Below are 26,062 nucleotides of genomic sequence, written 5' to 3'. Positions count from 1 at the left end.
AGACAGGGGCGCTGCGCAATGGAACTCCACGACGTCTGGTTCGTCCTCATCGCCGTCCTGTGGATCGGCTACTTCTTCCTGGAGGGCTTCGACTTCGGAGTCGGCATCCTCACCAAGCTGCTCGCCCGGGACCGGGCCGAGCGGCGGGTACTGATCAACACCATCGGGCCCGTCTGGGACGGCAACGAGGTGTGGCTGCTCACCGCGGGCGGCGCCACCTTCGCCGCGTTCCCCGAGTGGTACGCCACCCTCTTCTCCGGCTTCTACCTGCCGCTGCTGATCATCCTGCTCTGCCTCATCGTGCGCGGCGTCGCCTTCGAGTACCGCGCCAAGCGGGAGGAGGAGCACTGGCAGCGCAACTGGGAGCACGCCATCTTCTGGACCTCCCTGATCACCGCGTTCCTGTGGGGAGTGGCCTTCGCCAACATCGTGCGCGGGGTGCGGATCGACGCGGACATGGAGTACGTCGGCAACCTGGCCGACCTGTTCAACCCCTACGCGCTGCTGGGCGGCCTGGTCACCCTCACCCTCTTCACCTTCCACGGGGCCGTCTTCACCGCGCTCAAGACCGCCGGCGACATCCGCACCCGGGCCCGCCGCACCGCGACCGGCGCGGGCGCCACCGCCGCCGTGCTCGCACTCGGCTTCCTGCTGTGGACCCAGGCCCACCGGGGCGACACCGGCTCCCTGGCCGCCCTGCTGGTGGCCGCCGCCGCACTGGTCGCCGCGCTCGCCACCAACCTCGCCGGCCGCGAGGGCTGGGCCTTCACCTTCTCCGGGCTGGCGATCGTCGCCGCGGTGGCGATGCTCTTCCTGTCCCTGTTCCCGAACGTCATGCCCTCGACGCTGAACGAGCAGTGGAGCCTCACCGTCAGCAACGCCTCCTCCACCCCGTACACGCTGAAGATCATGACCTGGTGCGCGGCGCTGGCCACCCCCGTCGTCCTGCTCTACCAGGGCTGGACCTACTGGGTGTTCCGCAAGCGCATCGGAACCCAGCACCTCGCACCCTCCGGCGGACACTGAGCCGGGGACTGCCTGATGAAACCTGTCGATCCGCGGCTTGTGCGGTACGCCCGTGCCACGCGTGTCTTCCTCGTCGCCTCCGTGGCTCTCGGGCTGGCCGGCGCCGGACTCGTCGTCGCCCAAGCCGTGCTGCTCACGGACGTGGTCGTCGGCGCCTACCGGCACGGCCGGTTCGAACAGGGCGCACTGCTCCTGCTCGCCGCCGTCTCCCTCGCCCGCGCCCTGGTCTCCTGGCTGACCGAACTGGCCGCGCACCGCTCCGGGGCCGCCGTCAAGTCCGAGCTTCGGCGGCGGCTGCTGGAGCGGGCCACCGCGCTCGGGCCCGGCTTCCTCAGCACGCAGCGCACCGGCGAACTCACCACCCTCGCGACCCGGGGCATCGACGCGCTCGACGAGTACTTCGCCCGCTACCTGCCCCAACTCGGCCTCGCCGTCGTGGTGCCCGTCGCCGTACTGGCCCGCATCGGGACCGCCGACTGGATCTCGGCGGCCATCATCGTCGTCACCCTGCCGCTGATCCCGGTGTTCATGGCCCTCATCGGCTGGGCCACCCAGTCGCGGACGGACCGGCAGTGGAAGCTGCTCGCCCGGCTGTCCGGCCACTTCCTCGACGTCGTCGCAGGACTGCCGACCCTCAAGGTCTTCGGCCGCGCCAAGGCCCAGGCCGACAACATCCGCACCATCACCGCCGACTACCGCCGCGCCACCCTGCGCACGCTGCGGCTGGCGTTCCTCTCGTCGTTCGCGCTGGAACTGCTGGCGACCATCTCGGTGGCCATCGTCGCCGTCAGCATCGGAACCCGCCTGGTGCGCGGGGAGATGGACCTGCACACCGGGCTGATGGTGCTGATCCTCGCGCCGGAGGCGTACCTGCCGCTGCGCCAGGTCGGCACCCACTACCACGCGGCCGCCGAAGGGCTGGCGGCGGCGGAGTCGGTCTTCGAGGTGCTGGAGCGGCCCATGCCGCCCTCCGGCACGGCCCGCGTGGACGTCTCCGGTGCCGCCGTGGCACTGGAGGGAGTCGCCGTACGGCACGAGGGGCGTGCGGGACGGTCGCTGCCACCGACGGACCTGATGCTGCGCCCCGGTGAGACGGTCGCCCTCACCGGTCCCTCGGGAGGCGGCAAGTCCACCCTGCTGTCGGTGCTGCTGGGCTTCACACCTCCCACCGAGGGCCGGGTGCTGGTGGGCGGCCTGCCGCTCGCCGAGCTGAACCTCGCCGCCTGGCACCAGCAGATCGCCTGGGTGCCCCAGCACCCGTACCTCTTCGCGGGGTCGGTTGCGGACAACGTCCGTCTGGCACGGCCCGACGCCGGTGAGGCAGCCGTCGTCCGGGCGCTCGCCGACGCCGGGGCGCCGGATCTCGACCCGGCACTGGAGCTGGGGGAGTCGGGGACGGGTCTCTCCGCGGGACAGCGCCGCCGCGTCGCCCTCGCCCGCGCCTTTCTCGCCGACCGCCCGCTGGTGCTGCTGGACGAGCCGACGGCCGCGCTGGACGGGGCGACCGAGGCCGCCGTACTGGCCGCCGTACGGCGGCTGACCAAGGGCAGGACGGTGGTCCTGGTGACCCACAGGCCGACGCTGCCGGCAGCGGCGGACCGGGTGCTCGAGCTGCCCGGCGACGCGGTGATGACGCGGGCTGCCGCGACCGCATCGGAGCTGCCCGCGGTCGGGGGCGGCAGCGGGGACGCCCCCGGCCTGAGAGCGGGGGAGGGACGAGGCAGCCCGCAGACACCCACCGACGCCCGCCTCTCACCGGCAGCCGGCGCCGCCCCCACCCGAAACCCCCTCACCCGCGTCCGCGAAACAGCCCACGGCCTGCGCCGCAAGTTCGCCCTCGCCCTCACCCTGGGCGCCCTCGCGGCGGCCGCAGCGACAGGGCTGATGGCGACCTCGGGCTGGCTGATCTCACGCGCCGCCCAGCAGCCGCCGATCCTCTATCTCATGGTGGCGGTCACCGCGACCCGGGCTTTCGGCATCGGCCGAGCCGTCTTCCGCTACGCGGAACGCCTCGTCTCGCACGATGCCGCCCTGCGCGTCCTCGCGGAGCTCCGCGTCACCGTCTACCGGCGACTGGAGCGCCTCGCCCCGGCGGGCCTGCGGAACCGGGCGCGCGGCGACCTGCTCACCCGCCTGGTCTCGGACGTGGACGCGCTCCAGGACTACTTCCTGCGCTGGCTGCTGCCGGCCACCGTCGCCGGAACGGTCAGCGCGGCGGCGGTCGTCTTCACCGCCTGGCTGCTGCCCGCCGCCGGGGCGGCCCTCGCGGTGGGCCTGGCGGTGGCCGGCATCGCGGTACCCGCGCTCACAGCGGCCCTCTCCCGGCGTACGGAGCGCCGACTGGCCCCCGCGCGAGCCCGGTTGGCGGTCCGCACAGTGGACCTGCTCACCGGTACCGCGGCCGGTGAACTGCCGGTCACCGGCGCGCTCGCGGCCCGCCGCGCCGGTGTGACCGAGGCGGACACGGAGCTGACCGGGATCGCGGCGCGCTCGGCGTCCGGCACCGCGCTGGCGTCCGGGCTGAGCACCCTGGCCGCAGGTCTGACCGTGACGGCAGCGGCGTGGGCGGGCGCACGCGCCACCACGGCCGGTGGGCTGGACGGGCTCCTCCTGGCGACGGTCGTCCTCACCCCGCTCGCCGTGTTCGAGGTGGTGACGCCGATTCCCCAGGCTGTGCAGTTCCGGCAGCGGGTGCGGCGCTCGGCGGAGCGGGTGTACGAGGTGCTGGACGCGCCCGCCCCCGTGGAGGAACCGGAGCACCTCGAACCGCTGCCCGCCGACCCGTTCCCCCTCCGCGTCCGCGGCCTGACCGTCCGCTATCCGGACGCCCCGACGGGGGCGCGGCCGGCCCTCGCCGGTTTCGATCTGGATCTGACACCCGGCCGCCGGGTGGCCGTCGTCGGCGCCTCGGGCTCCGGCAAGACGACCCTCGCCAACGTGCTGCTCCGCTTCGTGAACCCACAGGCGGGCACCTACACCTTCGGCCCGGACCCGACCGTCTCCGCGCTCGACGCGGCAACCGACACCGTCCGACGGCAGGTCGGTCTCTGCGCCCAGGACGCCCACCTGTTCGACAGCTCGCTACGGGAGAACCTGCGGCTGGCCAGGCCGTCCGCGACCGAGCCCCAACTGCACGCGGCACTCGCCGCCGCCCGTCTGGACGACTGGGTGGCGACCCTCCCACGCGGCCTGGACACCCTGGTCGGCGAGTACGGCGCCCAGCTCTCCGGCGGTCAGCGGCAACGCCTCGCGCTGGCCCGGGCCCTCCTCGCCGACTTCCCCGTCCTCGTCCTGGACGAGCCCGCCGAGCACCTGGACCTGCCCACGGCCGACGCACTGACCGCCGACCTGCTGGCTGCCACGGAGGGCCGTACGACGGTACTGATCACCCACCGCCTCCAGGGGCTGGCCGCGGTGGACGAGATCGTCGTGCTGGACCGCGGCCGGGTCGTCGAACGCGGTGGCTACGCCGAACTGACCCGCTCCAAAGGCCCGTTCGCGGCGGCGCTGGAGCGCGAACGCGCTGCCGCCTCCGGCGCTGCCGCCGCTTCCGGGGCCGCTCCGGTGTCGGCGGTGTGACCTGTGCACCGACCCGGTACTGCGGCAGCCTGCCTGCTCAGGCCGCGCGTTCGGCGGCGCTGCGCTCCACGCAGAACTCGTTGCCCTCGGGGTCGGCGAGCGTCGCCCAGCCCCGGCCGTCCGCGGTGCGGTGGTCGGCCACCAGCGTGGCGCCCAGCGCCAGGATCCGCTCGACCTCCTCCTCCCGGGTGCGGTCCTGTGGCTGGAGATCGAGATGGACCCGGTTCTTGACCGTCTTGGCATCCTCCACGGTCACGAACAGCAGCGCCGCGCCGGGCGCCGTCACCAGCGCCTCGGGGTCGCCCGGATGGTCGTCGTCGGACAGGGTGCCCTCCAGCACCGCGGCCCAGAACAGGCCCTGGTTGTAGGCGTCGTGGCAGTCGAAGGTGAGGTGGCGCACGAGAGAAGACATACGGAGAACTATCGGCCGGGCCGCCCCGCCGGTCCACCGCGTTTCTCCACCACCGGCGGACCCGGGCTGCGGGGATGCGCCTCGGTGCTCACCGCGACCGTGTTGGCGGCCACGATCACCAGGACCGCCGCCCAGGAGAGCGCCGGAAGGTGCTGGCCCAGCGCGACCAGTCCGATCAGCGCCGCCGAGACCGGGTTGACGCTCATGAAGACCCCGAAGAAGTGTGCCGGGACCCGGCGCAGGGCCATGAGGTCGGACAGGAACGGGACGGCGGAGGACAGCACCCCGGCGGCCAGGGCGCAGGAGACGGCCGCGAGCGTGGGCCGGTGGTGCAGCAGCACGCCGATCCCGAGCGGCAGATACAGCGCTCCGGAGACCAGTGCCGCGGCGGCCGAGCCCTGCGCCCCGGGCAGCCGCTCCCCCACCGTGCGGTTGAGCAGGATGTAGCAGCCCCAGCAGACCGCCGCCAGCAGCGCGAGCGCGATGCCGAGGTAGTCGGTGCTCGGCTCGGGCCGCACCAGCACGACGACGGCCGCCGCGGCGGCCCCGGCGCAGCCCAGATGCAGCCGACGCCGCGAACCGGCCAGCGCCACGGTCAGCGGGCCGAGGAACTCCAGCGTCACCGCCAGGCCGAGCCCGATCCGGTCGATCGCCGCGTACAGCGACAGGTTCATCGCGGCGAACACCACGGCCAGGCCGAGCACCGGCCGCCACTGCGCGGCGGTGAAGGATCGCAGCCGCGGCCGGCCGGCGGCCAGCAGCAGCACGGCGGCCACCCACTGGCGCACCGCCACCACGCCGACCGGGCCGAGGGTCGGGAAGGCCAGCGAGGCGAGGGCCGCACCGGACTGGTTGGAGACACTGCTGCACAGCATCAGTGCCAGTCCGGACAGCCGGCCGCGGCGGGTGGGCCCGGGCGCTGCGTACACGGCAGGCACGTCTGCCGTGCCGGGTGTGCCGGGCGTGGCCAGGGCGTCGATGACAGGTGCGGGTGCGGGTGCAGGTGCTGGGGCGGGTGCGTGGGGCGTCTGGTGCGTGCGGGGTGCGGAGGACCGTGCCATGACCGCACTGTCGTCCGCCATCATGCATACGCAAAATGCATCGCAGTCGCCATCGATACGCTGTGCGTATGCAGAACGCATCAGGGCCGGAACTGGAGCTGCGCCAGCTGCGCTGCCTGGTCACCATTGTCGACACCGGGAGCTTCACCGACGCCGCCCTCGAACTGGGCGTCTCGCAGGCCTCGGTCAGCCGCACCCTGCGCTCCCTGGAACAGCTCCTCGGCGTCCGGCTGCTGCACCGCACGAGCCGCACCGTCTCCACCACGACCGCCGGAGTGGAGGTCCTGGTCCGCGCCCGCCAACTGCTCGCCGAGGCCGACAACCTGGTCCGCGCGGCCACCGCCGGGCGCACCCGCCTCCGCCTCGGACACGCCTGGGCCTCCGCGGGCCGCCACACCGCGGAGTTCCAGCGCCGCTGGGCCGAGCGCCACCCCGGCATCGAGCTGCAGCTGATCCGTCACAACAGCCCGACGGGCGGGCTGGCCGAAGGGGTGTGCGACCTCGCCCTCGTGCGCACCGCCGTCGACCGGCACCGCTACGCGCACGCGGTCCTCGGCCACGAACGCCGCGTCCTCGCCATGGCCTCCGACGACCCCTGGGCCGGGCGCCGCGGCGTCCGCCTCGACGAGGTGCGGCAGCGCACCGTCGTCGTGGACCGGCGCACCGGCAGCACCACTCTCGAACTGTGGCCCGCGGAGGCGCGCCCGGCCATCGAGTACACCCACGACATCGACGACTGGCTCGCGGCCATCGCCACCGGGCGCTGCGTCGGCATCACCCCCGAGGCCACCAGCACCCAGTACCGCCGCGTCGGCATCGCCTACCGCCCCTTGCGCGACGCCGCTCCCGTCCCCGTCCATCTCGTCTGGCAGCACCACGACCCGCACCCCGCGACCCACGCCGCGGCCGCCCTGCTGACCGACCTCTACCGGGAGCACTCCTGACGCACCCCGGCGAGCGGGCCGCCGCCCGCCGCGAGCGCTCTCGGCCCGACGTCCGGACCGCCCGGTACGGGGTGTCTCACAGGAAGCTCTCGATCACGGCGGCCACCCCGTCGTCCTCGTTGGAGCCGGTGACGTGGTCCGTGCTCAGCAGCACGTCCGGGTGGGCGTTGGCCATCGCGTAGGACGTGCCGGCCCAGGTGAGCATCGCCAGGTCGTTGGGCATGTCGCCGAAGGCGGCGACCTCGTGCGGGGCGATGCCGCGCTCCTGGCAGGCCAGCGCGAGAGTGCTGGCCTTGCTGACGCCGCGGCCGGATATCTCCAGCAGGGCGCTGGGGCTGGAGCGGGTGAACTCGGCGTGCGCCCCGGCGGCCGTGCAGCCGAGCGTGAGGAAGGCGTCGGGGTCGCCGGTCGGGTGGTGGGCGAGGAGCTTGACGATCGGGTCGGCGAGGTGGCCGTCCCCGCCGTCGGCCAGCAGCTCGTCCACCGGCGCGTAGGAGGTTCCGGGGTCCTGTGGGAAGGACGGGTACGCGGGCTCGTAGTGGATGCCCGCGGTGCGCTCGACGGCGAAGCTCACGCCGGGCGCCGCGGCCCGCAGGGCCTGCACCACATTGACCGCGTCCGGTCGCGCGAGTTCGCGGACCCGGATCACCCGGCCGCCCGCGTGCAGGTCGACGACGGCCGCGCCGTTCGCGCAGATGGCGAGCCCGTGGCCGTGCACGTGTTCGCTGACGATGTCCATCCAGCGGGCCGGCCTGCCGGTGACGAAGAACACCTCGATCCCGGCGGACTCCGCCGCGGCGAGGGCCGCGATGGTGCGGTCCGAGACCGTCTTGTCGTTCCGCAGCAGGGTGCCGTCCAGATCGGTGGCGATCAGGCGGGGGGCGGTGCGCCTGCCGGGCGACGGCTGGGGCCGGGGGGCGGGGTGTGCGGACGAACGCGTCGGATAAGTCACGTGAACCATCTTCGCGCATATGCCTGAACATGCGTGCGGACCTCTGCACGGATGAGTGATGAATGAGAGCACACAGTGAGGACAGGGGGCACGCCAGCGCACGCAAGGGGCGCACGGGACGAGAGTGAGCACCCCCGTGTGCCCACCCGGCCGGGTGCGGGGGCGCTGGCACGGGCCGCCACTCCGCGCACGCCCCCGACCAGCGGCACGGACACGGCGGCCCTCGGGTCACGGCGGCCCGGCCCCTCGAACAGCACGGTCATCGCGGTCACGCGGCGCTCAGCAGGTCAGAGCACGGTCAGGGCGCAGTCAGCGCAGGCAGAGCGCACTTATCGCCCCCAAAGCGGTCGAACAGGCACAATCGAAGAGAGCGCCCCATACGTGCTGCGTTCCCGCGCTACAGCCTCCGCGCCTCAGGAAGGAGCGGCCGCCATGGCTCGTCACTCGCGCTACGTCGCAGACCGTGGCCTGACCGCACGGATGGTCACCACCATGTTCTTGATCGGCTTGCTCTACGTCGTTCTGGTCGGCGTCCTGGTGGCAGTGCTGAGCAACGCCTGGCCCTTCGTGCTGGTGATCGCGGGCGGGCTGTTCGTGGCGCAGTTCTGGTTCAGCGACCGGATCGCCGCCTTCAGCATGGGCGCTCGCGAGGTCACCCCGCAGCAGGCCCCGGAGCTGCACGGCGCCGTCGACCGGCTGTGCGCCCTCGCCGACATGCCCAAGCCGCGGGTGGCGATCGCCGACAGCGACGTCCCCAACGCCTTCGCCACCGGCCGCAACCAGAAGAACGCCCTGGTCTGCGCCACCACCGGACTGATGCGCCGACTGGAGCGTGACGAACTCGAAGGGGTGCTCTCGCACGAGCTGTCGCACGTCGCACACCGGGATGTCGCCGTCATGACCATCGCCTCCTTCCTCGGGGTGCTCGCCGGGATCATGACGCGGGTGGCCCTGTGGGGCAGCCTCGGCCGCAGCGCGGGCCGGGACAACAACGGGGTGGGGCTGCTTCTGCTGCTCGTCCCGCTGGTCAGCGCCGTCGTCTACGTGATCAGCTTTCTGCTCACCCGGCTGCTGTCCCGCTACCGCGAGCTGTCGGCCGACCGCGCCGGAGCCCTGCTGACCGGACGCCCCTCCACCCTGGCCTCCGCCCTCACCAAGATCAGCGGCGACATCGCCCGGATACCGACCAAGGACCTGCGGAAGGCCGAGCCGTACAACGCCTTCTTCTTCGTCCCGGCCCTCTCCGGCGAGAGCCTCGCCTCGCTGTTCTCCTCGCACCCGAAGCTGGAGAAGCGCCTGGAGCAGCTCAGCCGGATATCGACGCAGCTCGGCCAGTGACCACCGAAGGACGACTCACAACGAAGCACACTCTCCTGACCGTGGGCGACGACCCACTTCCGAACGGAGGCCGAGCGTGGGCTTTCTCGACGTGCTTCTGGGCCGCAGCAAGCCCAAGCGGCCCGACCTCGACCAGCTCTTCGCGCTGCCCGCCGCCGCGCTGACCCTGCAGGCCGGGACCGCGTTCCTGCCGACCGGCGTCGGCGCCGTCTGCTTCGCCAGCGTGGAGGGCGGCGCGTTCAACCGGCTGCAGAGCGACGTACGCGAATTGTTGGACGCGGACACGGCGCGCGGCGGCATCCCCGTCGAGTTCGGCCAGGACTCCTACGGCTACACCTGGCTCACCGCACGCCAGTCGGCCGACGACATGGCGTCGCTCGTCAACGATCTGCACGCCGTCAACACGCTCCTCGCCGAGGGCGGGTTCGGCCCGCAACTGCTCTGCTCGCTGGTGTCCTTCCGGCACGAGAACTCGGGCGCCTCCCTCGCGCTGATCTACCTCTACAAGCGCGGCACCTTCTACCCGTTCGCCCCGCTGCCCGGCGGCGCGGAGAAGCGGGACAACGCGCTGGAGCTCCAGGTACGCGGCCTGTTGGCGAACGACCTGACGGTGGAGGAGGACCTCGGCCGCTGGTTCCCCGTCTGGGGCGCCCCCGGGCTCTGAGCACGGGCGGGCACCCCAGGCGGGAACCGCACGGAACCGGCCCGGTGCGGGCCGCCGCGCCGCGGCGGTGGCGCCTTGGCAACCCCTCCCTGCGAGAGGCGGATTCAACTCTGGCAGGATCATGCGCTCAGAACATGGTCCGGCCGTGCTGGCGAAGCCGCCCCGGCCGGATACGGGGATCAACGGGGAAGTGAGGAAGACATGCGTACGTGGACTCGTGCTGTTCCGGCGGTGGCGGGAGCGCTGGTGCTGACCGTCGCGGTGACCGGGTGCAACAGCGACTCGAGCTCGAAGAAGTCGAAGAAGAAGAGCCACGCGGGATCGCACTCCTCCGACTCCGGCTCCCGCTCCTCGAAGGAGAAGACGACCTTCCGGCTGGGGCAGGCCGGCCCGGTACAGAAGAGCGACGAGTCGAGCTCCAGGGGCGCCAGGTACACGGTCACGCCGACCAAGGTGCAGACCGGCACGAAGGCCGACATGGACAACTCCGGCCTGAAGAAGGACGAGGACGACGGTCCGCAGATCCCCGTCTACGTCTGGTCGACCCTGGAGCACAAGGGCGGCAAGACCATGGAACTCGGCGACATGGACGACGACCTGGTCATCAAGACGGACAAGAACAAGCGCACCCGCGCCCTCATCGTCCTTCTCGGGCAGGCCAAGTGGCCCAACTGCCCCGGCTTCGACTCCGACAAGAAGGTCAAGGAGGGCGACTCGGAGAAGATCTGCTCCGCCTTCCTCATCCCGGAGGGCCAGAAGGCCGCCGCGGTCGAGCTGAACCGGGGCTTCTCCAAGGCCCCGCTGGAGTGGCCCGTCACGAAGTGACCGAGCGGCCGACGAGTATCCGGTACTCGCGGCACTCTCCCGGCGCCCCGGGCGCCTCCCCCGTGCGCGTCCCCGTCACCGGGGGCGCGCATGTGGCGTTCGCGCGCGGTTGGCGCGGACGGGCGGGGTCCCGCCCGTGGGCTGCGCTCTCGGCGAAGTGGCCTGGGCAGGCCGCGCTTTCGCTGGTTGTGTGGCGGGATGGAGATACTCGTTCTGGGCGGAACAGCGTGGGTAGGGCGCGAACTGGCGCGGCAGGCGATCGAGTGCGGGCACACGGTGACGTGCCTCGCGCGCGGGGAGAGCGGAGGGGTCGCCGACGGCGCCACGCTGGTCGCCGCCGACCGGCGTGACCCAGCGGCGTACGCGCCGCTGGCGGGACGGGCATGGGACGCGGTCTTCGAGGTGTCCTGGCAGCCGGATTTCGTCCGCGGTGCGCTCGACGCGCTCGGGGACCGGGCCGGACACTGGACCTACGTCTCCTCCGGCAACGCCTATGCCTCCCACGCCGAGTTCGGCGCCGACGAGTCCGCAGCCACTCTCGCCCCCACCGACCGGGGCGAGGTCGACCGCTCGCTGTACGGCGAGGCCAAGGTCGCCTGCGAGGAGGCGTCGGCAGCCGCTGTCGGCGACCGGCTGCTGACCGCCCGCTCCGGCCTCATCGGCGGGCCCGGCGATGTGAGCGGCCGGTCCGGCTACTGGGTGGCCCGCGCGGCCCGCGACCCGCACGGGACGATGCTGGTGCCCGACACCCCCGCTCTGCCGACCCAGACGGTCGACGTGCGGGACTTGGTCGCCTGGCTGCTCCACGCCGCCGCGAACGGGACCACGGGTACCTACGACGCGGTGGGACCGGTCGTTCCCTTCGCGGACTGGATCGAGATGTCCCGGGACGCGGGAGGCCACACCGGACCGGTGCGCTCGGCGGGGTCCGAATGGCTGCTCGCCCACGACGTGGCCCAGTACATGGGCCCCGAGTCGCTGCCGATGTGGCTGGTGAAGCCCGGCTGGGAAGGGTTCTCGGCCCGCAGCGGCGCCGCCGCGCGCGCCGCCGGACTCCACCACCGATCCCGCCCGGAGATGCTGGCCGACACCCTGCGCTGGGAGCGCGAGCAGGGCCTGGACAGGCCGCGGCGGGCCGGACTCGGCGCGGAGCGTGAACGAGAACTGCTCGCGGTGCTGGACTGACGGGGCCTTGTACGGTCAGGGCCTTGGCCCGACGGGGCGCCGGCCCGACGCGGCGCCGGGCGGACGCGGCGCCGGGCGGACGCGGCGCGGAGCCGGGCCGAGGCACCGGCATAGCATGACGCCATGGCGAAGACGGCGACGCTCTACCACAACACCCGCTGCGGGACCTCCCGAAAGGTCCTGGCACTGCTGGAGGACGCGGGCTACGAGATCGAGATCGTGGAGTATCTGAAGACCCCGCCGGACGCGGACACCCTCCGCGGACTGATCTCCGACGCGGGGATCCGGACCGGGGACGCCGTCCGGACGAAGGAGGCCGCCTACCAGGAACTCGGCCTCGACCGGCCGGAGGTGACCGACGCCGAGTTGATCGAGGCCATGACCGCACACCCCGCACTGATCCAGCGGCCCTTCGTGGTGACGGACAAGGGCACCCGGCTGGCACGGCCGGCCGAGGTCGCGAGCCAGGTGCTGTAACCCGCGTCGGCTTCCCGCTCGGGCGCGTCATTTCCTCCGTCCTGCCTGTGTGCCACCCGCGTCAGGGCCGCTCACAGCCCGCGCCAGGGGGCGGAACGGGTGGCCGGACGAGCGCGGCGGCCGCCTCCGTCGCCCACCCGGAGAGTCACAGGAGTCGGATATGAGCAGGCACGAGCAGGCGCAGGACAACCGGGCGCCGGGAAGCGGCATACCGGCGGCCCGGGCCACCGAAGACCGGGCCACCGAAGACCGCGCCGCGGACGAGCAGGCTCTGGAGGAGTGGGCCGCCGCGGAGCGGCAGCGCGTGGCCGCGTTCCGCACCCGCATCGGTGCACCCGCGCTGATCGACATCCACACGCACTTCATGCCGGAACGGCTGCTGGCCAAGGTGTGGGCCTACTTCGACGCCGCCGGGCCACTGGTCGGACGCGCCTGGCCGATCACCTACCGCACCGACGAGCAGCGCCGACTGGAGGTGCTACGCGGCTTCGGCGTCCGCGCGTTCACCTCGATGCTCTATCCGCACAAGCCGGGCATGGCCCGCTCTTTGAACGACTGGGCTGCCGACTTCGCGGCCCGCACGCCAGACTGCCTGCACACCGCCACCTTCTACGCCGAACCCTGTGCCTCCGACGACGTGCGCCGCGCAATCGAGCAGGGCGCGCGCGTCTTCAAATGCCACCTCCAAGTCGGCGGGTTCGATCCGCGCGACCCCGTGCTGGACGAGGTGTGGGGCCTGCTCGCCGACGCCGGCGCCCCCGTCGTCACGCACTGCGGCTCCGGGCCGGTACCCGGAGCGTTCACCGGCCCCGGTCCGATCGGTGCCGTACTGGAGCGGCATCCGAAGCTGCGCCTGGTCGTCGCGCATCTGGGCATGCCCGAGTACACCGAGTTCCTCGCGCTGGCCGCACGCCATCCGGAAGTCATGCTGGACACGACGATGGCCTTCACCGGCTTCGCCGAGGAGGCCGCTCCCTTTCCCCCCGACGCCCTGCCTCGCCTGGCCGACCTCGGCGAGCGGGTACTGCTGGGTACCGACTTCCCCAACATCCCGTACCCGTACGCCGACGCGCTGGAGTCGCTGGAGGAGCGCACCGGCCTCGGCCCCGCGTGGCTGCGGGCCGTGTGCCACGACAACGCGGCACGGGTCTGCGGACTGGACTGACCCGGCGACGGCGGCAGACCCGGCCCTCGACGTCCTGTCTTCTGGCTTCCTGACCGTCCCGGCGGCTGTCCAGGCTGTCCCGGCGGCTGGCCTGGCTGTCCGGCGGCTATCCCGGCAGGGAGTTCATCCAGCGGGACAGGCCGCCATACGCCATCGGAACGACCTCCCGGTAGGAGAGTTCGTCGTCCAGGGCGACCACCAGCCGGCAGAACGGCGGGTACCAGGTCCGCTTCAGATGAGCGCGCCGGTCGAAGACCGCCTCCAGGAACGCCGGGGTCGCCTCGCGCGGCAGATCGTGGAAGGTCACCCCGTCGACCGTGATGTGCGCGTCGCCCTCCTCGAAGAGCTGAATCGAGATCTTCGGGGTGAGCGGCGCACCGCCGCCGTCCGCCGTGCTGCCCGTCGCGGGGATCTCCAGCAGCGCCTCGTGCGGCAGGGAGCCGTCCTCGTCGGTGACCGCGAACGCTCCGGCCGCCGTCCGCCGGGACGACTCGTCGGCACCGATGGCATGCTCCACCGACACCGGAAGCCCCCTGCGCTCCGCCAGCGCACACAGCACGGAGACGGCCGACTCGGTGCTGTGGAGCTCCGGCATGCGGTGCGGCGGATGGGTGTGGTCCATACCACCGAGGATGCCTGCTCCCGCACCGGGCCGCGAAGCGGGGTGCGCGGGGCTGTGCGCTTAAGCTCGGGGTATGCGTCTGAGTACCGTGATCCTCCCCGTCCGCCGCTGGTCCGAGGGTGGACGGGAGAGGTGGCGGCGGGCCGAGGAGCTGGGCTTCCACGCCGCGTACACCTACGATCACCTCTCGTGGCGGGTCCCGTTCCGCGACGGCCCCTGGTTCGGTGCCGTCCCCACCCTCACCGCTGCTGCCGCCGTCACCTCCCGGCTGCGCCTCGGCACGATGGTCACCTCGCCGAACTTCCGGCACCCGGTCCCGCTGGCCAAGGAACTGATCACCCTCGACGATCTCAGCGACGGCCGGATCACCCTGGGTATCGGCGCCGGGGGCTCCGGCTTCGACGCGACCGCCCTGGGTGAGGAGGCATGGTCGCGCCGGGATCGGGCGGACCGCTTCGCCGAGTTCGTCCCGCTGCTCGACCGGCTGCTCACCGAGGAGGAGGTGACGGCCGAGGGCACCTACTACGCCGCCCACGAAGCGCGCGGACTCCCCGGCTGTGTGCAGCGGCCCCGGCTGCCGTTCACCGTCGCCGCGACCGGTCCGCGCGGGCTGCGGCTGGCCGCCCGCCACGGCCAGGCATGGGTGACGACGGGTGACCCGGCCGCCAACGAGTCGGGTACGCCCGCCGACTCCCGGGCCGCCCTCGCCCGCCAGGCCGATGCTCTGGAGAAGGCGTGCGCCGACAGCGGCCGGGCGCCGGACACCTTGGGCCGTACCCTCCTCACCGGCTTCACCCCCGACCGCCCGTGGGAGTCCCTCGACGCCTTCGTGGACTTCGCCGGCCGCCATGCCGCTCTCGGCTTCGACGAACTCGTCCTCCACTGGCCCCTCCCGGGCACCCGCTTCGAGGCCGACGAGGCGATCTTCGAGCGGATCGCCACCGAAGCCCCCGCCCAGCTCGGTCGCGCCGGCTGAGCCGGAGCCCCCGGTACCCGGCTGGCCGAGCCGGGGCCCGCAGCTCATCTCCCCTCCGTACTCATCCGATCCATCTGCCGGGCCCGCACCTCCCGCTCCGCCGCCGCCGCGATGAAGTCCGGCACCCGTTCCTCGCCGACGAGGGCGCCGACCGCCTCCACGGTTTCGGTCGGCAGCCGTATCCGTGTGGTGCGGGCCGGCTCCGCCGGTACGGGGTCGGTCGGGGCAGCGGCCGCCGAGCGGAGATGGTCGCGCAGGTTGCGGGCGGCGAACTTCTGCATCGCCCGCCCCAGTTCGGCCTCCACGGTCTGCTGTGCCAGCGGGCGGAGGCGGCGCACCAGGTCCGCCGCCTCGGAGGCGTCCCCGTCAGACAGGTGGACGCCCAGATAGCGGACGAACACATGCTCGTTGGTGAAGTCCAGGAACCGGGCGGCGATGTGCTCCACCTGGCCCCGCAGTTCCCGCAGCTGCCCGGTGATGGCGGGCAGCGGCACGCCCGCCGTGTGCAGCTCGGCCGCCACCGAGAGTTCCTGCGGGCTCGGCACCCGGAACTCGTCCTCGCGGCCCGGAAGCGGTTCCAGCACTCCCAGGGCCACCGCCTCCGAGACCGCTTCCTCGTCGTACTCCCCGCCGAAGAGCTCACCGAGCTCGGCGCGTGAGACGCGGCCCGACACCTCGTCCGTCCACGGCCCGTCCACCTCTGTCACCAGGCCCAGCACCCCGGCGAGCCCACGGCCCTCGTCCCACGCCTGGAGCAGCTCCCTTATCGAGGCCAGCGTGTAGCCGCGCTCCAACAGGTCGGCGATCTGCTGGAGCCGTGCCAGGTGCGAGTCGTCGTAGACGTTGGCACGGCCGCGCCGCCCGGGCTTGGGCAGCAGGCCCTTGTCCTGATAGGCGCGGATGGTGCGCACCGTGGCGCCGCTGCGCTGCGCGAGATCCTCGATGCGGTACTCGGACTCCGACGTCGAAGCCGGCGTCGGCCCCGCGGGATGGGGGGACGGAGGCATGGTGGTGAACTCCTCTGACGGCCGGTACGGCACGCGACGGGCCCTCGGGTCCGCCGGCCGTCACCTCGGGTCTAGGTGGGCGGTTGGATACGGGCTATCCCGCGCAGGGCCCGCGGGGCGAAGCGGGCCAGCAGCCGTGCCCCGCGGGCCTCGGGTGTCACCGGTACGACGGCCTGATTGCGTACGACCGCACGCAGGACGGCGTCCGCCACCTTCTCCGGCGGGTAGTTCCGTATCCCGTAGAGCCGGGAGGTGCGGCGCCTGCGGCGCTGCTGCTCCGCCTCGTCCACCCCGGCGAAGCGCGCGGTCGCGGTGATGCCGGTGTTCACGAAGCCGGGGCAGATCGCCGTCACCCCGATGTCCTTTCCCGCCAGCTCGGCGCGCAGACACTCGCTGAGCATCAGCACGGCGGCTTTGGAGGTGCTGTACGCGGGCAGCGCGCGGGAGGGCTGATAGGCGGCGGCGGATGCGGTGTTGACGATGTGCCCGCCCTGGCCACGTTCGGCCATCTGCCGTCCGAAGAGGCGGCAGCCGTGGATGACCCCCCAGAGGTTGACGTCCAGCGTGCGCTTCCAGTCCTCCGTCGAGGTGTCCAGGAAGGCACCCGCTATTCCGATGCCCGCATTGTTGACCAGCACGTCGACAGTGCCGTACTCGGCGGCCACCTTCTCGGCCAGCTTTTCCATCGCCTGCTCGTCCGCGACATCGACCGTCTCCGCCCACGCCTGCGGCGCGCCCATCAGTCGGGCCATGTCGGCGGTGCGGGCGGCGCTCTCCGCGTTCCGGTCGACGGCGATCACCCGCGCTCCGGCCTCCGCGAAGGAGAACGCCGTCGCCCTGCCGATCCCGCTGCCGGCGCCCGTCACCAGCACCAGCTGACCGGCGAACCGGTCCGCGTACGAGCCGGTCGCCGACGGCGCGGGGGTCGGCAGCTGCGGATCGCTGCCGTCGACGAACTCGCCGATCCAGTCCGCCAGCCGGTCTGGCCGGGTGCGGGGCACCCAGTGCTTGGCCGGAAGCGTGCGCCGGGTCAGCCGCGGCGCCCACTGCTCCAGATCGTCGTACAGGTGCTCGCTCAGGAAAGCGTCCCCGGTGGGTGTGACGAGCTGCACCGGTGCGTGTGCGTAGCAGTCGGTGCGCGGGCGGCGCAGCCGGGCCCGGACGTTGTCGCGGTAGAGCCAGGCGCCGTGCGCCGCGTCGTCGGGCAGCGAGTCGGTCGGATAGCCGCCGCGCGGCACCTTCTCGGACAGCTCCAGGAGACGGGGCCAGCGCTTGCCGAGCGGCCCCCGCCACGCCAGTTCCGGCAGCATCGGGGTGTGCAGCGCGTACACGTACCAGGACTTGGCGCCCTGGCCGAGGAGCTGGGCTGCGCGGCGCGGCGTCGGCCGGGTCGTCCGCTTCTTGAGCCAGTGGCCGAAGTGGTCGAGCGACGGGCCGGAGATCGAGGTGAAGGAGGCGATCCGCCCTTCGGTACGGTGCACCGTCACGAACTCCCAGCCCTGCACCGACCCCCAGTCGTGGCCCACCAGATGCACGGGTTCGCCCGGACTGACCGCATCGATCACCGCGAGGAAGTCGTCGGTGAGCTTCTCCAGGGTGAACCCGCCGCGCAGCGGCTTGGGCACCGTGGACCTGCCGCAGCCGCGTACGTCGTAGAGGACCACGTGGAAGCGGTCCTCGAGCCGGCGCGCCACCGCGGACCAGACCTCCTTGCTGTCCGGATAGCCGTGCAGCAGGACCACCGTCGGCCGCGCGGGGTCGCCGAGTTCCGCGACGCACAGCTCGATCCCGCCGGTGGCGACGCGGCGCTCCCGCGCTCCCGCCGGCAGTCCGCCCGCCTCCGTGCTGCCGTCCGTGTTCTCGTTCATACCGCCCGTACCTCCTCCTGCCGGCCGCACACGCGGCAGATCGTTCTCCAGCCAGAACGCGCTCTCCAGGAGGTCCCGGGAGTCGGTGACGACCAGGATCTCCTCGAACTTCGCGCCCGTCCCGTCCTGCCTCCCCGGTGCGTTCGTCGGCGGCCTCCGGCACCTGCGCAACGTGACACCGATGAATGTGACATCGGTCCGTGGCGTGGTCAAGAGGGTCCTCCCAGCCTGTGGAAAACCCCGGAAGCCGGTCGCCGGCAGCTGCTCCGGGGCCGGTCGCGGCGCTCCCCTACGGGTGCCTCCGACCTGAGAGTGAGGCGCCGGAGCACTTGAGAGGTACGTGCTCCGCGCCGAAACCGGCGCAGCGTCTGACGCGGACGCGGCGAGCGGCTCATAGCGTCGGAGCGTGACTGTGATCGCGATCGAAAGCCTCAGCAAGCGGTTCCCCCGGGTGACCGCCCTGGACCGGCTGACCGTCGGCATCGAGCCGGGCGTCACCGGTCTGGTGGGCGCCAACGGAGCCGGGAAATCGACCCTCATCAAGATCCTGCTCGGGCTCTCACCGGCCACCGAGGGCACCGCGTCCGTGCTCGGCATGGACGTGGCCACCCAAGGCGGCGCGATCCGGGAGCGCGTGGGGTACATGCCCGAGCACGACTGCCTGCCCCCGGATGTGTCCGCCACCGAGTTCGTCGTCCACATGGCGCGGATGTCGGGCCTGCCCGCGACCGCGGCGCGGGAGCGCACCGCCGACACCCTGCGCCACGTCGGCCTCTACGAGGAGCGCTACCGGCCGATGGGCGGCTACTCGACCGGCATGAAGCAGCGGGTGAAGCTCGCCCAGGCGCTCGTGCACGACCCGCGGCTCGTCCTGCTGGACGAACCGACCAACGGACTCGACCCGGTCGGCCGCGACGAGATGCTCGGCCTGATCCGCCGGGTGCACACCGACTTCGGCATCTCCGTCCTGGTCACCTCGCACCTGCTGGGCGAACTGGAACGCACCAGCGACCACATAGTCGTCATCGACGGCGGCAGGCTGCTGCGCTCCTCCTCGACTGCCGACTTCACCCAGCGCACCGCCGTCCTGGCCGTCGAGGTCACCGACACCGACGAGCACCCCGACGGCACGGCGGTCCTCCGCGCCGCGCTCCGGAAGGGCGGCCTGGAACCGCACGAGCCCGCGCCCGGCAGCGCACCGGCGCCCGGTGCCGGGCACCTGGTCACCCTCGACATCGGCGGCGAGAGCGGAGACGCCGACGAGTCGGTCCTGGACACCGTGCGGGACACCGTCGCCGAACTCGGCCTGGGCCTGGTCCGCATGGAACGGCGCAGGCACCAGATCTCCGAGGTCTTCACGGAAAGGAGCAGCGGCGATGTCGCCTGACCAGACCCCCGCGCCGCCGGCCACCGCGAGCGGTGGGGCGCCCGCCGCCGAACGCGGCCAGGACGTCATCCACAACATCGGCTACCGCGGCTACGAGGGGCCCCGGCTGGGCCGCTCCTACGCCCGGCGGGCGCTGTTCAGCCAGTCGCTGCGCGGCGCGTACGGGCTGGGCCGCTCGGCCAAGTCCAAGGTGCTGCCGCTGCTGCTGTTCGCCGCGGTGTGCATCCCGGCCGCCATCCTGGTGGCGGTCGCGGCTCTGACCAAGGCCAAGGACCTGGAGGTCGGATACGCGGAGTACATACTGCTGCTGCAGCCGCTGCTGGGCATCTACCTGGCGGCTGCCGCGCCGCAGGCCATCTCCATGGACCTGCGCTTCAAGACGACGCCGCTCTACTTCTCGCGCCCCATGGAGCGCAGCGACTACGTGGCCGCCAAGTACGCGTCCCTGTCGGCGGCGCTCTTCCTGTTCACGGCCATCCCCGTGCTGATCATGTACATCGGTGCCCTGCTGGTGAAGCTCGACTTCGGCGACCAGACCGAGGGGGCCGCGCAGGGCCTGGTGTTCTGCGCGCTGTTCGCGCTGCTGCACGCCGCCATCGCCGCCTGGATCGCCGCCCTCACCCCGCGCCGCGGCTTCGGCGTGGCCGCGATCATCGTCGCGATCACGGTCCCGTACTTCCTCGTCACCGCGCTCCAGGGCATCGCCTGGACCTCGGACAACAACGCCGCCATCGGCTGGCTCGGTCTGGGATCGCCGGGGACGCTGCTGGACGGTGTGCAGAGCAGGTTCCTGGGCGGCCGCTCCGGGTTCCCGGACGCGCAGACCCTCACCGGTATCCAGGGCGCCGTCTACCTCGTCGTCCTCGCGGCACTGATCGTCTGCTTCTGCACCCTGCTGCTGCGCCGCTACCGAAAGGCCGGACTGTGAGCACGATCCACATCGACCGCGTCTCCCGCTGGTTCGGGAACGTCGTCGCGGTCAACGACATCACCATGGACATCGCCCCCGGTGTCACCGGCCTTCTCGGGCCCAACGGCGCCGGCAAGTCCACCCTCATCCACATGATGGGCGGCTTCCTCTCGCCCTCGAACGGGACCGTCACCCTGGAGCCCCCGCCCGGTCCGGACGGCAGGCCCGCAGCGGCGCCGATCTGGCGCAACGAGGACGCCTACCGGCACATCGGCCTGGTACCGGAGCGGGAGGGGATGTACGACTTCCTCACCGGCGAGGAGTTCGTCCTGGCCAACGCCGAACTGCACGGGCTGCGCGACCCGCGTGCCGCCGCCGCCGAGGCGCTGGCGACGGTGGAGATGGAACACGCCCAGGACCGCCGGATCTCCACCTACTCCAAGGGCATGCGACAGCGGGTGAAAATGGCCTCCGCACTGGTGCACCACCCCACGGTGCTGCTGTTGGACGAGCCGTTCAACGGAATGGACCCGCGCCAGCGCATGCATCTGATGGAGCTGCTGCGCAAGATGGGCGACGAGGGCCGCACCGTGCTGTTCTCCTCGCACATCCTGGAGGAGGTCGAACAGCTCGCTTCGCACATCGAGGTCATCGTCGCCGGACGACACGCGGCCAGTGGCGACTTCCGCAAGATCCGCCGCCTGATGACCGACCGGCCGCACCGCTACCTGGTGCGCTCCAGCGACGACCGGCGGCTGGCCGCCGCGCTCATCGCGGACGCCTGTACAGCGGGCATCGAGCTGGACCGGACCGAGGAGGCACTGCGCATCCAGGCCGTGGACTTCACCCGCTTCACCACCCTGCTGCCCCGTGCCGCACGGGAGCACGGCATCCGGCTCTACACCGTCTCGCCCTCCGACGAGTCCCTGGAGAGCGTCTTCTCGTACCTCGTCGCGGCCTGAGCGGCGGAAAGGAGCTGACCCGATGTACAACCCGACGGTCGCGCGGCTCACCTGGCGGGCTCTCCTCGGCCGCCGCCGCGCGCTGATCCTGTGCGCGCTGCCGGCGCTGCTGCTCGTGGTGGCCGCCGCCGTACGCGCCATGAACGGCGCCGACGACGCGGTCACCAGCCAACTGCTCGGCGGCTTCGCACTCGCCACCCTGGTGCCGCTGATCGGCGTGATCGCCGGAACCGGCGCCATCGGTCCGGAGATCGACGACGGCTCGGTCGTCTATCTGCTCGCCAAGCCGGTCGGCCGCACCTCGATCATCGTCACCAAACTGCTCGTCGCCGCCGGGACGACCGCCGTCTTCGCGGCGGTGCCGGTCCTCGTCGCGGGCTTCGTGCTGAACGGCAACAGCCAGCAGCTCGCCGTCGCCTACGCGGTGGCCGCCGCGGTCGCCTCCCTCGCCTACAGCGCGCTGTTCCTGCTGCTGGGCACGGTCAGCAGGCACGCCGTCGTGATCGGCCTGGTGTACGCGCTGATCTGGGAGGCGCTCATCGGCAGTCTGGTGCCCGGCGCCAAGACGCTCAGCGTGCAGCAGTGGGCACTCGCGCTCGCCGAGAAGATCGCGGGCAGCGGTGCGGACGTCAGCTCGTCGGTGGCGGTGCCGACCGCCGTGGTGCTCCTCGTGATCGTCACCGTCGGCGGCGCTCTCTTCGCGGGGCAGAAGCTGCGGACCCTGAAGCTGGCCGGGGAGGAGTAGTCGGACGGCGCCCCGCCGGTGGGAGGGCACGCGGTCCCACCGGCAGGCCGCCGCGACCGGGCGTGCTGCCCCTTGTGGGCAACTTCCGCCGGGCCGGGGCCTTCAGCCGGCGGTTGCGCCGTCGCCGATCCGGCGGTCCCGGCCCGCGCCCAGGCCCAGCAGCACCAGTCCCGCGCACACGCACAGCAGCAGCACGATCGGCACCGTCCAGCCGTCCGTGGCCTGGTGCACCGCGCCGAGCAGCAACGGGCCCGCGGCGGCCAGCAGATAGCCCCAGGTCTGCGCCATGCCGGACAGCCGGGCCGCGGTGTGCGCGTCCCCCGAGCGCAGCACCATCAGCGTCAGGGCCAGCCCGAGGGCACCCCCCTGGCCCAGGCCCAGCAGCGCCGCCCACACCCATGCGCCGGTCACGGGGGCGATCAGCAGCCCGGCGATTCCGGCTGCCATGGACAGGGCAACCGTCGTGCACAGCAGCCGCTGCCGGCGCATCCGCCCGGCCAGCACGGGCACCACGAACGATCCGGCCATCTGCACCAGTGTGCTGAACGCGAAGACGAGGCCCGCGCTCGTCTCGTTCATCCCGTGGTCGGTGAACAGGGTCGGCAGCCAGGCGATGGTCACATAGGCGATGAGCGACTGCGATCCCATGAACAGCGTGATCTGCCAGGCCAGTACGGACCGGGCCAGCCGGGGGCCGGGCACCTCCCGCGTCGCCGCGGCACCGGCCGCGGCATGTGCGGCAGCGGCGGCAGGACGGCCGTGCGGCGTCCGGCGCCGGACGAGGAGGACCTGGGGCAGCCAGACGCAGGCCGCGAGCCCGGCCGGCAGCGCCCAGGAGACGAGCGAACCACGCCAGCCGCCCAGGGCCCGCTCCAACGGCACGGCAGCCGCGGCGGAGGCGGTCGCGCCCAGGATCATCGCCGTCGAGTAGAGGGCCGTCATCCCCGCGGCCTGCTGAGGGAAGTCCCGTTTGATCAGACCGGGCATCAGTACGTTCAACAGCGCGATGCCGGAGCCGACCACGGCGCAGCCCAGGAAGAGCGCGACCGTCGGCGGCGCGATCCGCAGCACTATGCCGCCCGTCAGCAGCACCAGTGCGCCGAACAGCACGGTCTCCGTGCCCCGGCGCCGGGCCAGCCCCGGTGCGAGCGGTGAGACGACACCCATGAAGAGCAGCGGGATGGTCGTCACCAGGCTGCTGACCGTGGCGGTCATGCCGAAGTCGTCGCTGATCTGCCCCAGCACGGGGGAGACCCCGGCCAGGGCGGCGCGCATGTTGAGCGAGGCGAGGACGATACCGGCGAGCAGCAGCAGCGGATGGGACCGCAGCCTGCGGCGGGCCGCCGCCGCGGCGGGCCCGGGCGCCGGACCCTCCGTCGCGTCGATCAACTCGGCTGTCGGCAGCTCCTCGGTGCTGAGCCCTTGCTGCGGCGACGGCGGGTGCGGGGACCGGGACATGCGGGGGTGGTGCCTTTCTCGACGGGCAGCTGGTGCGCGGGGATGCCGGTGCCTCAACCGGCGCCCCCGCCGGGGTCGGTACCGGTGCCGGGGCCGGCGTTCGGGTCGGTACCGGTGCCGGGGCCGGTGTCCAGCAGCGCGTCCACGGCCTGCTTCGGCTTGGCGAGCAGCGACCTCGCGGCGCGCTCGGCGGCCTCCGGGTCGCCGGTCCCGATGGCGTCCACGAGGTCGTGGTGGTCGGTCTCGTGGATGCGGGGCATGTGCCGGTCGTGCAGCGAGGCGACCAGTGCGTCCCGGACGGAGCTGCTGAACCAGCCGTACGTCGCGCTCAGTGCGGCGTTGTGCGCGGAGTCGACGACCGCGACGTGGAACTCGATGTCGTGCTCCGCGTACAGCTCGTACTGCCCGTGCGCGGGCTGTCCGAGGGGGTCGCGGAAGGCGGCCTGCGCGGCGAGCGCGGCGCGCATCCGCTCCAGGTCGGCCGCGGTGTGGCGGAGGGCCGCCAGGCGGGCGCCCTCGGCCTCCAGTGCGATCCGCAGCTCCAGCACGTCCCGTACGTCCGCGCGCTGCACCCCGCGGACGATCTCGCCGGGGTCGGCGGTGGCCACGACGAACGTGCCCTCGCCCTGCCGGGAGCGCAGCATTCCGGCGTGCACCAGTACCCGCACCGCCTCGCGGACGGTGTTGCGTCCCACCTGGAGCTGCTCGGCCAGCGTGTGCTCGGTGGGGATGCGCTCGCCCACCGGCCACTCTCCCGCCGTGAGCTGCGCGCGCAGCTCACCGACGACGGTGTCGACGAGGGACTGCCGCCCCGCGGCCCGCAGCGTCATGGCTCCCACTCCTTCGGCTTCCTCGAGTCATTCGCCCGGTTGCCCGGTCATCCTACAAGTGCCCTCGGCTGAGATGGTGCCCCGGCCCGGTACGACGAGCCGGGGTCACCCCTTGTCCCCCGACTTCACTCCTCTCGGATTTCTCTCCTGGTGTGCCGGCTCAGGACTCCGCGCGCGGCGCCGGGGGAGTCGACGCGGCGCTCACGGCGCGTACGACAGCCTGCAACTCCCGGCGGACGCCCCGCATCTCCTCGCCCATGTCGGCGAGCCGCTGGCTCATCGCGCACACCACCCGCTCGGTGCGCTCCGTGCGCTGTTCGGTGTCTGCCAGCCGGTGGTCCATGCGCTCGGCGCGCGTGGAGATACGGCCGATGACCGGGGCCAGTTCCTGCAGTACGGCGCCGAGTTCGGCACCGGTCGTCTCCAGGTTGCCGACCTTGCGGTCGAGCGATCCGTATCCGGCGGACAGCGTCCGGACCGTCTGCCGCAACTCCTGTGTCGACTGCCGCATTTCCTCCATCCCGGGGCGTGCACGAGCGCTCTCCTCGACATCGAGGAGGTATGTACGCACCCGCTGCGCGATCACGCTGTCCCGCAGCAGCATCGCCACGTCGAGGACGGCGCGGCGGCTGAAGACGGTGAGGCCACTGCGCCGCTGTGGATAACCTTGCGCCTGCTCGGATGAGACCGACAACTCGTCGGTCTGATATTTCTGCAGCTCAACGCCCCGTAGGACAGCCATTCCGTTGCTGATGAGCTCGTCGCGGTGCCGCTCGGTCAGCTTTTCCACAGTCTTGAGGGGCACTTCGAAGTAGTCGGCCACATCCCGCGTGGTGGCCTGTGCACCACCTGTGGAAATCGCCAACGCCTTCACTCTGTCGAGGATCTCGACCCTGTGTGTCATACCGGAGCGCGCGCTTCGCGACTCCAGAAGGACGGAATCGGTGTACATGGCAGACCCTCCTTGGTCCTGGTCTCGGACACGTCTGGGAAACCCCGTTCGCCTGGGGTCGTCAGGTGTCCGTATCCAGGAGCCAGGAGCGGAGGTCAGCTCATGTCTTCCCACGTACCGCACGACCGGCGGGAGGCCCCGCGTCGGGCCTTGTCCCCGCCGGCTACCACCACTTCACACACTCTCGACGCCGTCGCTCGTACATCGCCTCCACGCAAGAGGTACAACGATTCGAGAGTCGTACGGTTACGCGAATGCCCTGTTCTCCCGGAGCCGCCAAGCGGTGAGTAGCTCAGCGTGTCGTCACGGTCTTGGCTTCGGAGCGGGGTTGCGGAATTTCGCTGCCGGTGGGGGTGGTGAGGGCGGCAGGAGGGCGTGGACGCGCGGAGGTTCTCCCGCTCGGTCCGGTCTCCGTGCTGCCGCTGCGCGCCTCTTTCGCCTGGTGGGGGCGGGCCGGTGGTCGAACATTGCCGACTTCTTCCGGAACTCCGACCCCGCCCCTGCCTGTTGCGTCACTGGAGGATGTGGGCGGCCTTGACCTGGTGGAGGTGGATGAGGATGTCGTAGGAGCGGCCGAGGGCGGTCGCCGCGTCGTCCGTCGACCAGTACAGGCCGTAGGAGCGGGTGGGGCAGGCTTCGGCGCGCCAGGTGCGGGCGGGTCTGCGAGCCCTCACCGGCATCGTCGACGCACAGGAGCAGCCGAGGCACTGAGAGGGC

At 72.3% G+C, this 26,062-nt stretch carries 24 protein-coding genes; 14 read left to right on the top strand and 10 right to left on the bottom strand.

Annotated features, from left to right (window positions below):
* The first annotated feature begins 18 nt into the window (after nt 1-18).
* Both cydB and cydD read left to right on the top strand, forming a co-directional pair.
* Nucleotides 19-1,026, top strand: coding sequence for a cytochrome d ubiquinol oxidase subunit II (gene cydB, locus P2424_RS15065; RefSeq protein ID WP_276476252.1), 1,008 nt, complete (start codon nt 19-21; stop codon nt 1,024-1,026).
* Between the two features lie 15 nt (nt 1,027-1,041).
* On the top strand, nt 1,042-4,605 hold the full coding sequence (cydD, locus tag P2424_RS15060) for a thiol reductant ABC exporter subunit CydD (RefSeq protein WP_276476251.1): 3,564 nt from the start codon (nt 1,042-1,044) through the stop codon (nt 4,603-4,605).
* A gap of 37 nt (nt 4,606-4,642) precedes the next feature.
* Here the strand turns inward: cydD and P2424_RS15055 are convergent, their stop codons facing one another.
* Nucleotides 4,643-5,017, bottom strand: coding sequence for a VOC family protein (locus P2424_RS15055; RefSeq protein WP_276476250.1), 375 nt, complete (start codon nt 5,015-5,017; stop codon nt 4,643-4,645).
* A gap of 8 nt (nt 5,018-5,025) precedes the next feature.
* Complete coding sequence (locus P2424_RS15050) at nt 5,026-5,892, bottom strand: EamA family transporter (RefSeq protein WP_276478983.1); 867 nt, start codon at nt 5,890-5,892, stop codon at nt 5,026-5,028.
* 254 nt (nt 5,893-6,146) lie between these two features.
* On the opposite strand from P2424_RS15050, the gene P2424_RS15045 reads away from it, so the two are divergent.
* Entirely contained in the window at nt 6,147-7,022 is an 876-nt protein-coding gene (locus P2424_RS15045) for a LysR family transcriptional regulator (protein ID WP_276476249.1), read from the top strand.
* Nucleotides 7,023-7,098: 76 nt separating this feature from the next.
* Here P2424_RS15045 and P2424_RS15040 read toward each other — a convergent pair whose 3' ends face one another.
* Complete coding sequence (locus P2424_RS15040) at nt 7,099-7,983, bottom strand: HAD hydrolase family protein (RefSeq protein ID WP_276476248.1); 885 nt, start codon at nt 7,981-7,983, stop codon at nt 7,099-7,101.
* 423 nt (nt 7,984-8,406) lie between these two features.
* Here P2424_RS15040 and htpX point away from each other — a divergent pair, with 423 nt between their 5' ends.
* The 6 genes from htpX to P2424_RS15010 all read left to right on the top strand — a co-directional run bounded on the left by htpX (nt 8,407) and on the right by P2424_RS15010 (nt 13,628).
* Nucleotides 8,407-9,312: a zinc metalloprotease HtpX gene (htpX, locus tag P2424_RS15035; protein WP_276476247.1), complete on the top strand. Its 906-nt coding sequence runs from the start codon at nt 8,407-8,409 to the stop codon at nt 9,310-9,312.
* A gap of 76 nt (nt 9,313-9,388) precedes the next feature.
* On the top strand, nt 9,389-9,976 hold the full coding sequence (locus tag P2424_RS15030) for a hypothetical protein (RefSeq protein ID WP_276476246.1): 588 nt from the start codon (nt 9,389-9,391) through the stop codon (nt 9,974-9,976).
* A gap of 201 nt (nt 9,977-10,177) precedes the next feature.
* Nucleotides 10,178-10,801: a hypothetical protein gene (locus P2424_RS15025; RefSeq protein WP_276476245.1), complete on the top strand. Its 624-nt coding sequence runs from the start codon at nt 10,178-10,180 to the stop codon at nt 10,799-10,801.
* 198 nt (nt 10,802-10,999) lie between these two features.
* Nucleotides 11,000-11,986: an NAD-dependent epimerase/dehydratase family protein gene (locus P2424_RS15020; protein ID WP_276476244.1), complete on the top strand. Its 987-nt coding sequence runs from the start codon at nt 11,000-11,002 to the stop codon at nt 11,984-11,986.
* A gap of 123 nt (nt 11,987-12,109) precedes the next feature.
* Entirely contained in the window at nt 12,110-12,463 is a 354-nt protein-coding gene (arsC, locus tag P2424_RS15015; RefSeq protein ID WP_276476243.1) for an arsenate reductase (glutaredoxin), read from the top strand.
* A gap of 160 nt (nt 12,464-12,623) precedes the next feature.
* The gene (locus P2424_RS15010) at nt 12,624-13,628 is read left to right on the top strand and encodes an amidohydrolase family protein (protein ID WP_276476242.1); all 1,005 of its coding nucleotides are present in this window, start codon (nt 12,624-12,626) and stop codon (nt 13,626-13,628) included.
* Between the two features lie 106 nt (nt 13,629-13,734).
* Here the strand turns inward: P2424_RS15010 and P2424_RS15005 are convergent, their stop codons facing one another.
* The gene (locus P2424_RS15005) at nt 13,735-14,250 is read right to left on the bottom strand and encodes a hypothetical protein (RefSeq protein WP_276476241.1); all 516 of its coding nucleotides are present in this window, start codon (nt 14,248-14,250) and stop codon (nt 13,735-13,737) included.
* Nucleotides 14,251-14,323: 73 nt separating this feature from the next.
* Between P2424_RS15005 and P2424_RS15000 the strand changes: the two genes are divergently transcribed.
* On the top strand, nt 14,324-15,226 hold the full coding sequence (locus tag P2424_RS15000; protein ID WP_276476240.1) for an LLM class flavin-dependent oxidoreductase: 903 nt from the start codon (nt 14,324-14,326) through the stop codon (nt 15,224-15,226).
* A gap of 44 nt (nt 15,227-15,270) precedes the next feature.
* Here the strand turns inward: P2424_RS15000 and P2424_RS14995 are convergent, their stop codons facing one another.
* Both P2424_RS14995 and P2424_RS14990 read right to left on the bottom strand, forming a co-directional pair.
* Nucleotides 15,271-16,233 (bottom strand): MerR family transcriptional regulator, encoded by a 963-nt coding sequence (locus P2424_RS14995; RefSeq protein ID WP_276476239.1) that lies wholly within the window; start codon nt 16,231-16,233, stop codon nt 15,271-15,273.
* Nucleotides 16,234-16,304: 71 nt separating this feature from the next.
* Complete coding sequence (locus tag P2424_RS14990; protein ID WP_276478982.1) at nt 16,305-18,101, bottom strand: SDR family oxidoreductase; 1,797 nt, start codon at nt 18,099-18,101, stop codon at nt 16,305-16,307.
* 412 nt (nt 18,102-18,513) lie between these two features.
* Between P2424_RS14990 and P2424_RS14985 the strand changes: the two genes are divergently transcribed.
* The 4 genes from P2424_RS14985 to P2424_RS14970 are packed head-to-tail and all read left to right on the top strand — an operon-like array spanning nt 18,514 to nt 22,105.
* Nucleotides 18,514-19,488 (top strand): ABC transporter ATP-binding protein, encoded by a 975-nt coding sequence (locus P2424_RS14985; protein WP_276478981.1) that lies wholly within the window; start codon nt 18,514-18,516, stop codon nt 19,486-19,488.
* Nucleotides 19,478-20,416: an ABC transporter permease subunit gene (locus P2424_RS14980; RefSeq protein ID WP_276476238.1), complete on the top strand. Its 939-nt coding sequence runs from the start codon at nt 19,478-19,480 to the stop codon at nt 20,414-20,416. The genes P2424_RS14985 and P2424_RS14980 overlap by 11 nt, the downstream gene beginning before the upstream one ends.
* Entirely contained in the window at nt 20,413-21,360 is a 948-nt protein-coding gene (locus P2424_RS14975; protein ID WP_276476237.1) for an ABC transporter ATP-binding protein, read from the top strand. The genes P2424_RS14980 and P2424_RS14975 overlap by 4 nt, the downstream gene beginning before the upstream one ends.
* A 22-nt stretch (nt 21,361-21,382) precedes the next feature.
* Complete coding sequence (locus P2424_RS14970) at nt 21,383-22,105, top strand: ABC transporter permease subunit (protein WP_276476236.1); 723 nt, start codon at nt 21,383-21,385, stop codon at nt 22,103-22,105.
* A gap of 102 nt (nt 22,106-22,207) precedes the next feature.
* Here the strand turns inward: P2424_RS14970 and P2424_RS14965 are convergent, their stop codons facing one another.
* From P2424_RS14965 to P2424_RS14950, 4 genes are all read right to left on the bottom strand, one after another.
* Nucleotides 22,208-23,563: an MFS transporter gene (locus tag P2424_RS14965; protein WP_276476235.1), complete on the bottom strand. Its 1,356-nt coding sequence runs from the start codon at nt 23,561-23,563 to the stop codon at nt 22,208-22,210.
* A gap of 53 nt (nt 23,564-23,616) precedes the next feature.
* Entirely contained in the window at nt 23,617-24,393 is a 777-nt protein-coding gene (locus P2424_RS14960) for a FadR/GntR family transcriptional regulator (RefSeq protein WP_276476234.1), read from the bottom strand.
* Between the two features lie 160 nt (nt 24,394-24,553).
* Nucleotides 24,554-25,345 (bottom strand): hypothetical protein, encoded by a 792-nt coding sequence (locus P2424_RS14955; RefSeq protein ID WP_276476233.1) that lies wholly within the window; start codon nt 25,343-25,345, stop codon nt 24,554-24,556.
* 512 nt (nt 25,346-25,857) lie between these two features.
* The gene (locus P2424_RS14950; protein ID WP_276476232.1) at nt 25,858-26,019 is read right to left on the bottom strand and encodes a hypothetical protein; all 162 of its coding nucleotides are present in this window, start codon (nt 26,017-26,019) and stop codon (nt 25,858-25,860) included.
* Nucleotides 26,020-26,062 lie beyond the last annotated feature (43 nt).

The sequence above is a fragment of the Streptomyces sp. WMMB303 genome, from assembly GCF_029351045.1.
In the GTDB taxonomy this organism is placed as follows: domain Bacteria; phylum Actinomycetota; class Actinomycetes; order Streptomycetales; family Streptomycetaceae; genus Streptomyces.
This window is presented reverse-complemented; position numbering and strand designations above follow the sequence as displayed.

What these genes read in the sequence shown, in the direction of transcription:
- cydB (WP_276476252.1), top strand. Translation starts at nt 19, where the DNA reads ATGGAACTCCACGACGTCTGGTTCGTCCTCATCGCCGTCCTGTGGATC.
- cydD (WP_276476251.1), top strand. Translation starts at nt 1,042, where the DNA reads ATGAAACCTGTCGATCCGCGGCTTGTGCGGTACGCCCGTGCCACGCGT.
- P2424_RS15055 (WP_276476250.1), bottom strand. Translation starts at nt 5,017, where the DNA reads ATGTCTTCTCTCGTGCGCCACCTCACCTTCGACTGCCACGACGCCTAC.
- P2424_RS15050 (WP_276478983.1), bottom strand. Translation starts at nt 5,892, where the DNA reads ATGCTGTGCAGCAGTGTCTCCAACCAGTCCGGTGCGGCCCTCGCCTCG.
- P2424_RS15045 (WP_276476249.1), top strand. Translation starts at nt 6,147, where the DNA reads ATGCAGAACGCATCAGGGCCGGAACTGGAGCTGCGCCAGCTGCGCTGC.
- P2424_RS15040 (WP_276476248.1), bottom strand. Translation starts at nt 7,983, where the DNA reads ATGGTTCACGTGACTTATCCGACGCGTTCGTCCGCACACCCCGCCCCC.
- htpX (WP_276476247.1), top strand. Translation starts at nt 8,407, where the DNA reads ATGGCTCGTCACTCGCGCTACGTCGCAGACCGTGGCCTGACCGCACGG.
- P2424_RS15025 (WP_276476245.1), top strand. Translation starts at nt 10,178, where the DNA reads ATGCGTACGTGGACTCGTGCTGTTCCGGCGGTGGCGGGAGCGCTGGTG.
- P2424_RS15020 (WP_276476244.1), top strand. Translation starts at nt 11,000, where the DNA reads ATGGAGATACTCGTTCTGGGCGGAACAGCGTGGGTAGGGCGCGAACTG.
- arsC (WP_276476243.1), top strand. Translation starts at nt 12,110, where the DNA reads ATGGCGAAGACGGCGACGCTCTACCACAACACCCGCTGCGGGACCTCC.
- P2424_RS15010 (WP_276476242.1), top strand. Translation starts at nt 12,624, where the DNA reads ATGAGCAGGCACGAGCAGGCGCAGGACAACCGGGCGCCGGGAAGCGGC.
- P2424_RS15005 (WP_276476241.1), bottom strand. Translation starts at nt 14,250, where the DNA reads ATGGACCACACCCATCCGCCGCACCGCATGCCGGAGCTCCACAGCACC.
- P2424_RS15000 (WP_276476240.1), top strand. Translation starts at nt 14,324, where the DNA reads ATGCGTCTGAGTACCGTGATCCTCCCCGTCCGCCGCTGGTCCGAGGGT.
- P2424_RS14995 (WP_276476239.1), bottom strand. Translation starts at nt 16,233, where the DNA reads ATGCCTCCGTCCCCCCATCCCGCGGGGCCGACGCCGGCTTCGACGTCG.
- P2424_RS14990 (WP_276478982.1), bottom strand. Translation starts at nt 18,101, where the DNA reads ATGAACGAGAACACGGACGGCAGCACGGAGGCGGGCGGACTGCCGGCG.
- P2424_RS14980 (WP_276476238.1), top strand. Translation starts at nt 19,478, where the DNA reads ATGTCGCCTGACCAGACCCCCGCGCCGCCGGCCACCGCGAGCGGTGGG.
- P2424_RS14970 (WP_276476236.1), top strand. Translation starts at nt 21,383, where the DNA reads ATGTACAACCCGACGGTCGCGCGGCTCACCTGGCGGGCTCTCCTCGGC.
- P2424_RS14965 (WP_276476235.1), bottom strand. Translation starts at nt 23,563, where the DNA reads ATGTCCCGGTCCCCGCACCCGCCGTCGCCGCAGCAAGGGCTCAGCACC.
- P2424_RS14960 (WP_276476234.1), bottom strand. Translation starts at nt 24,393, where the DNA reads ATGACGCTGCGGGCCGCGGGGCGGCAGTCCCTCGTCGACACCGTCGTC.
- P2424_RS14955 (WP_276476233.1), bottom strand. Translation starts at nt 25,345, where the DNA reads ATGTACACCGATTCCGTCCTTCTGGAGTCGCGAAGCGCGCGCTCCGGT.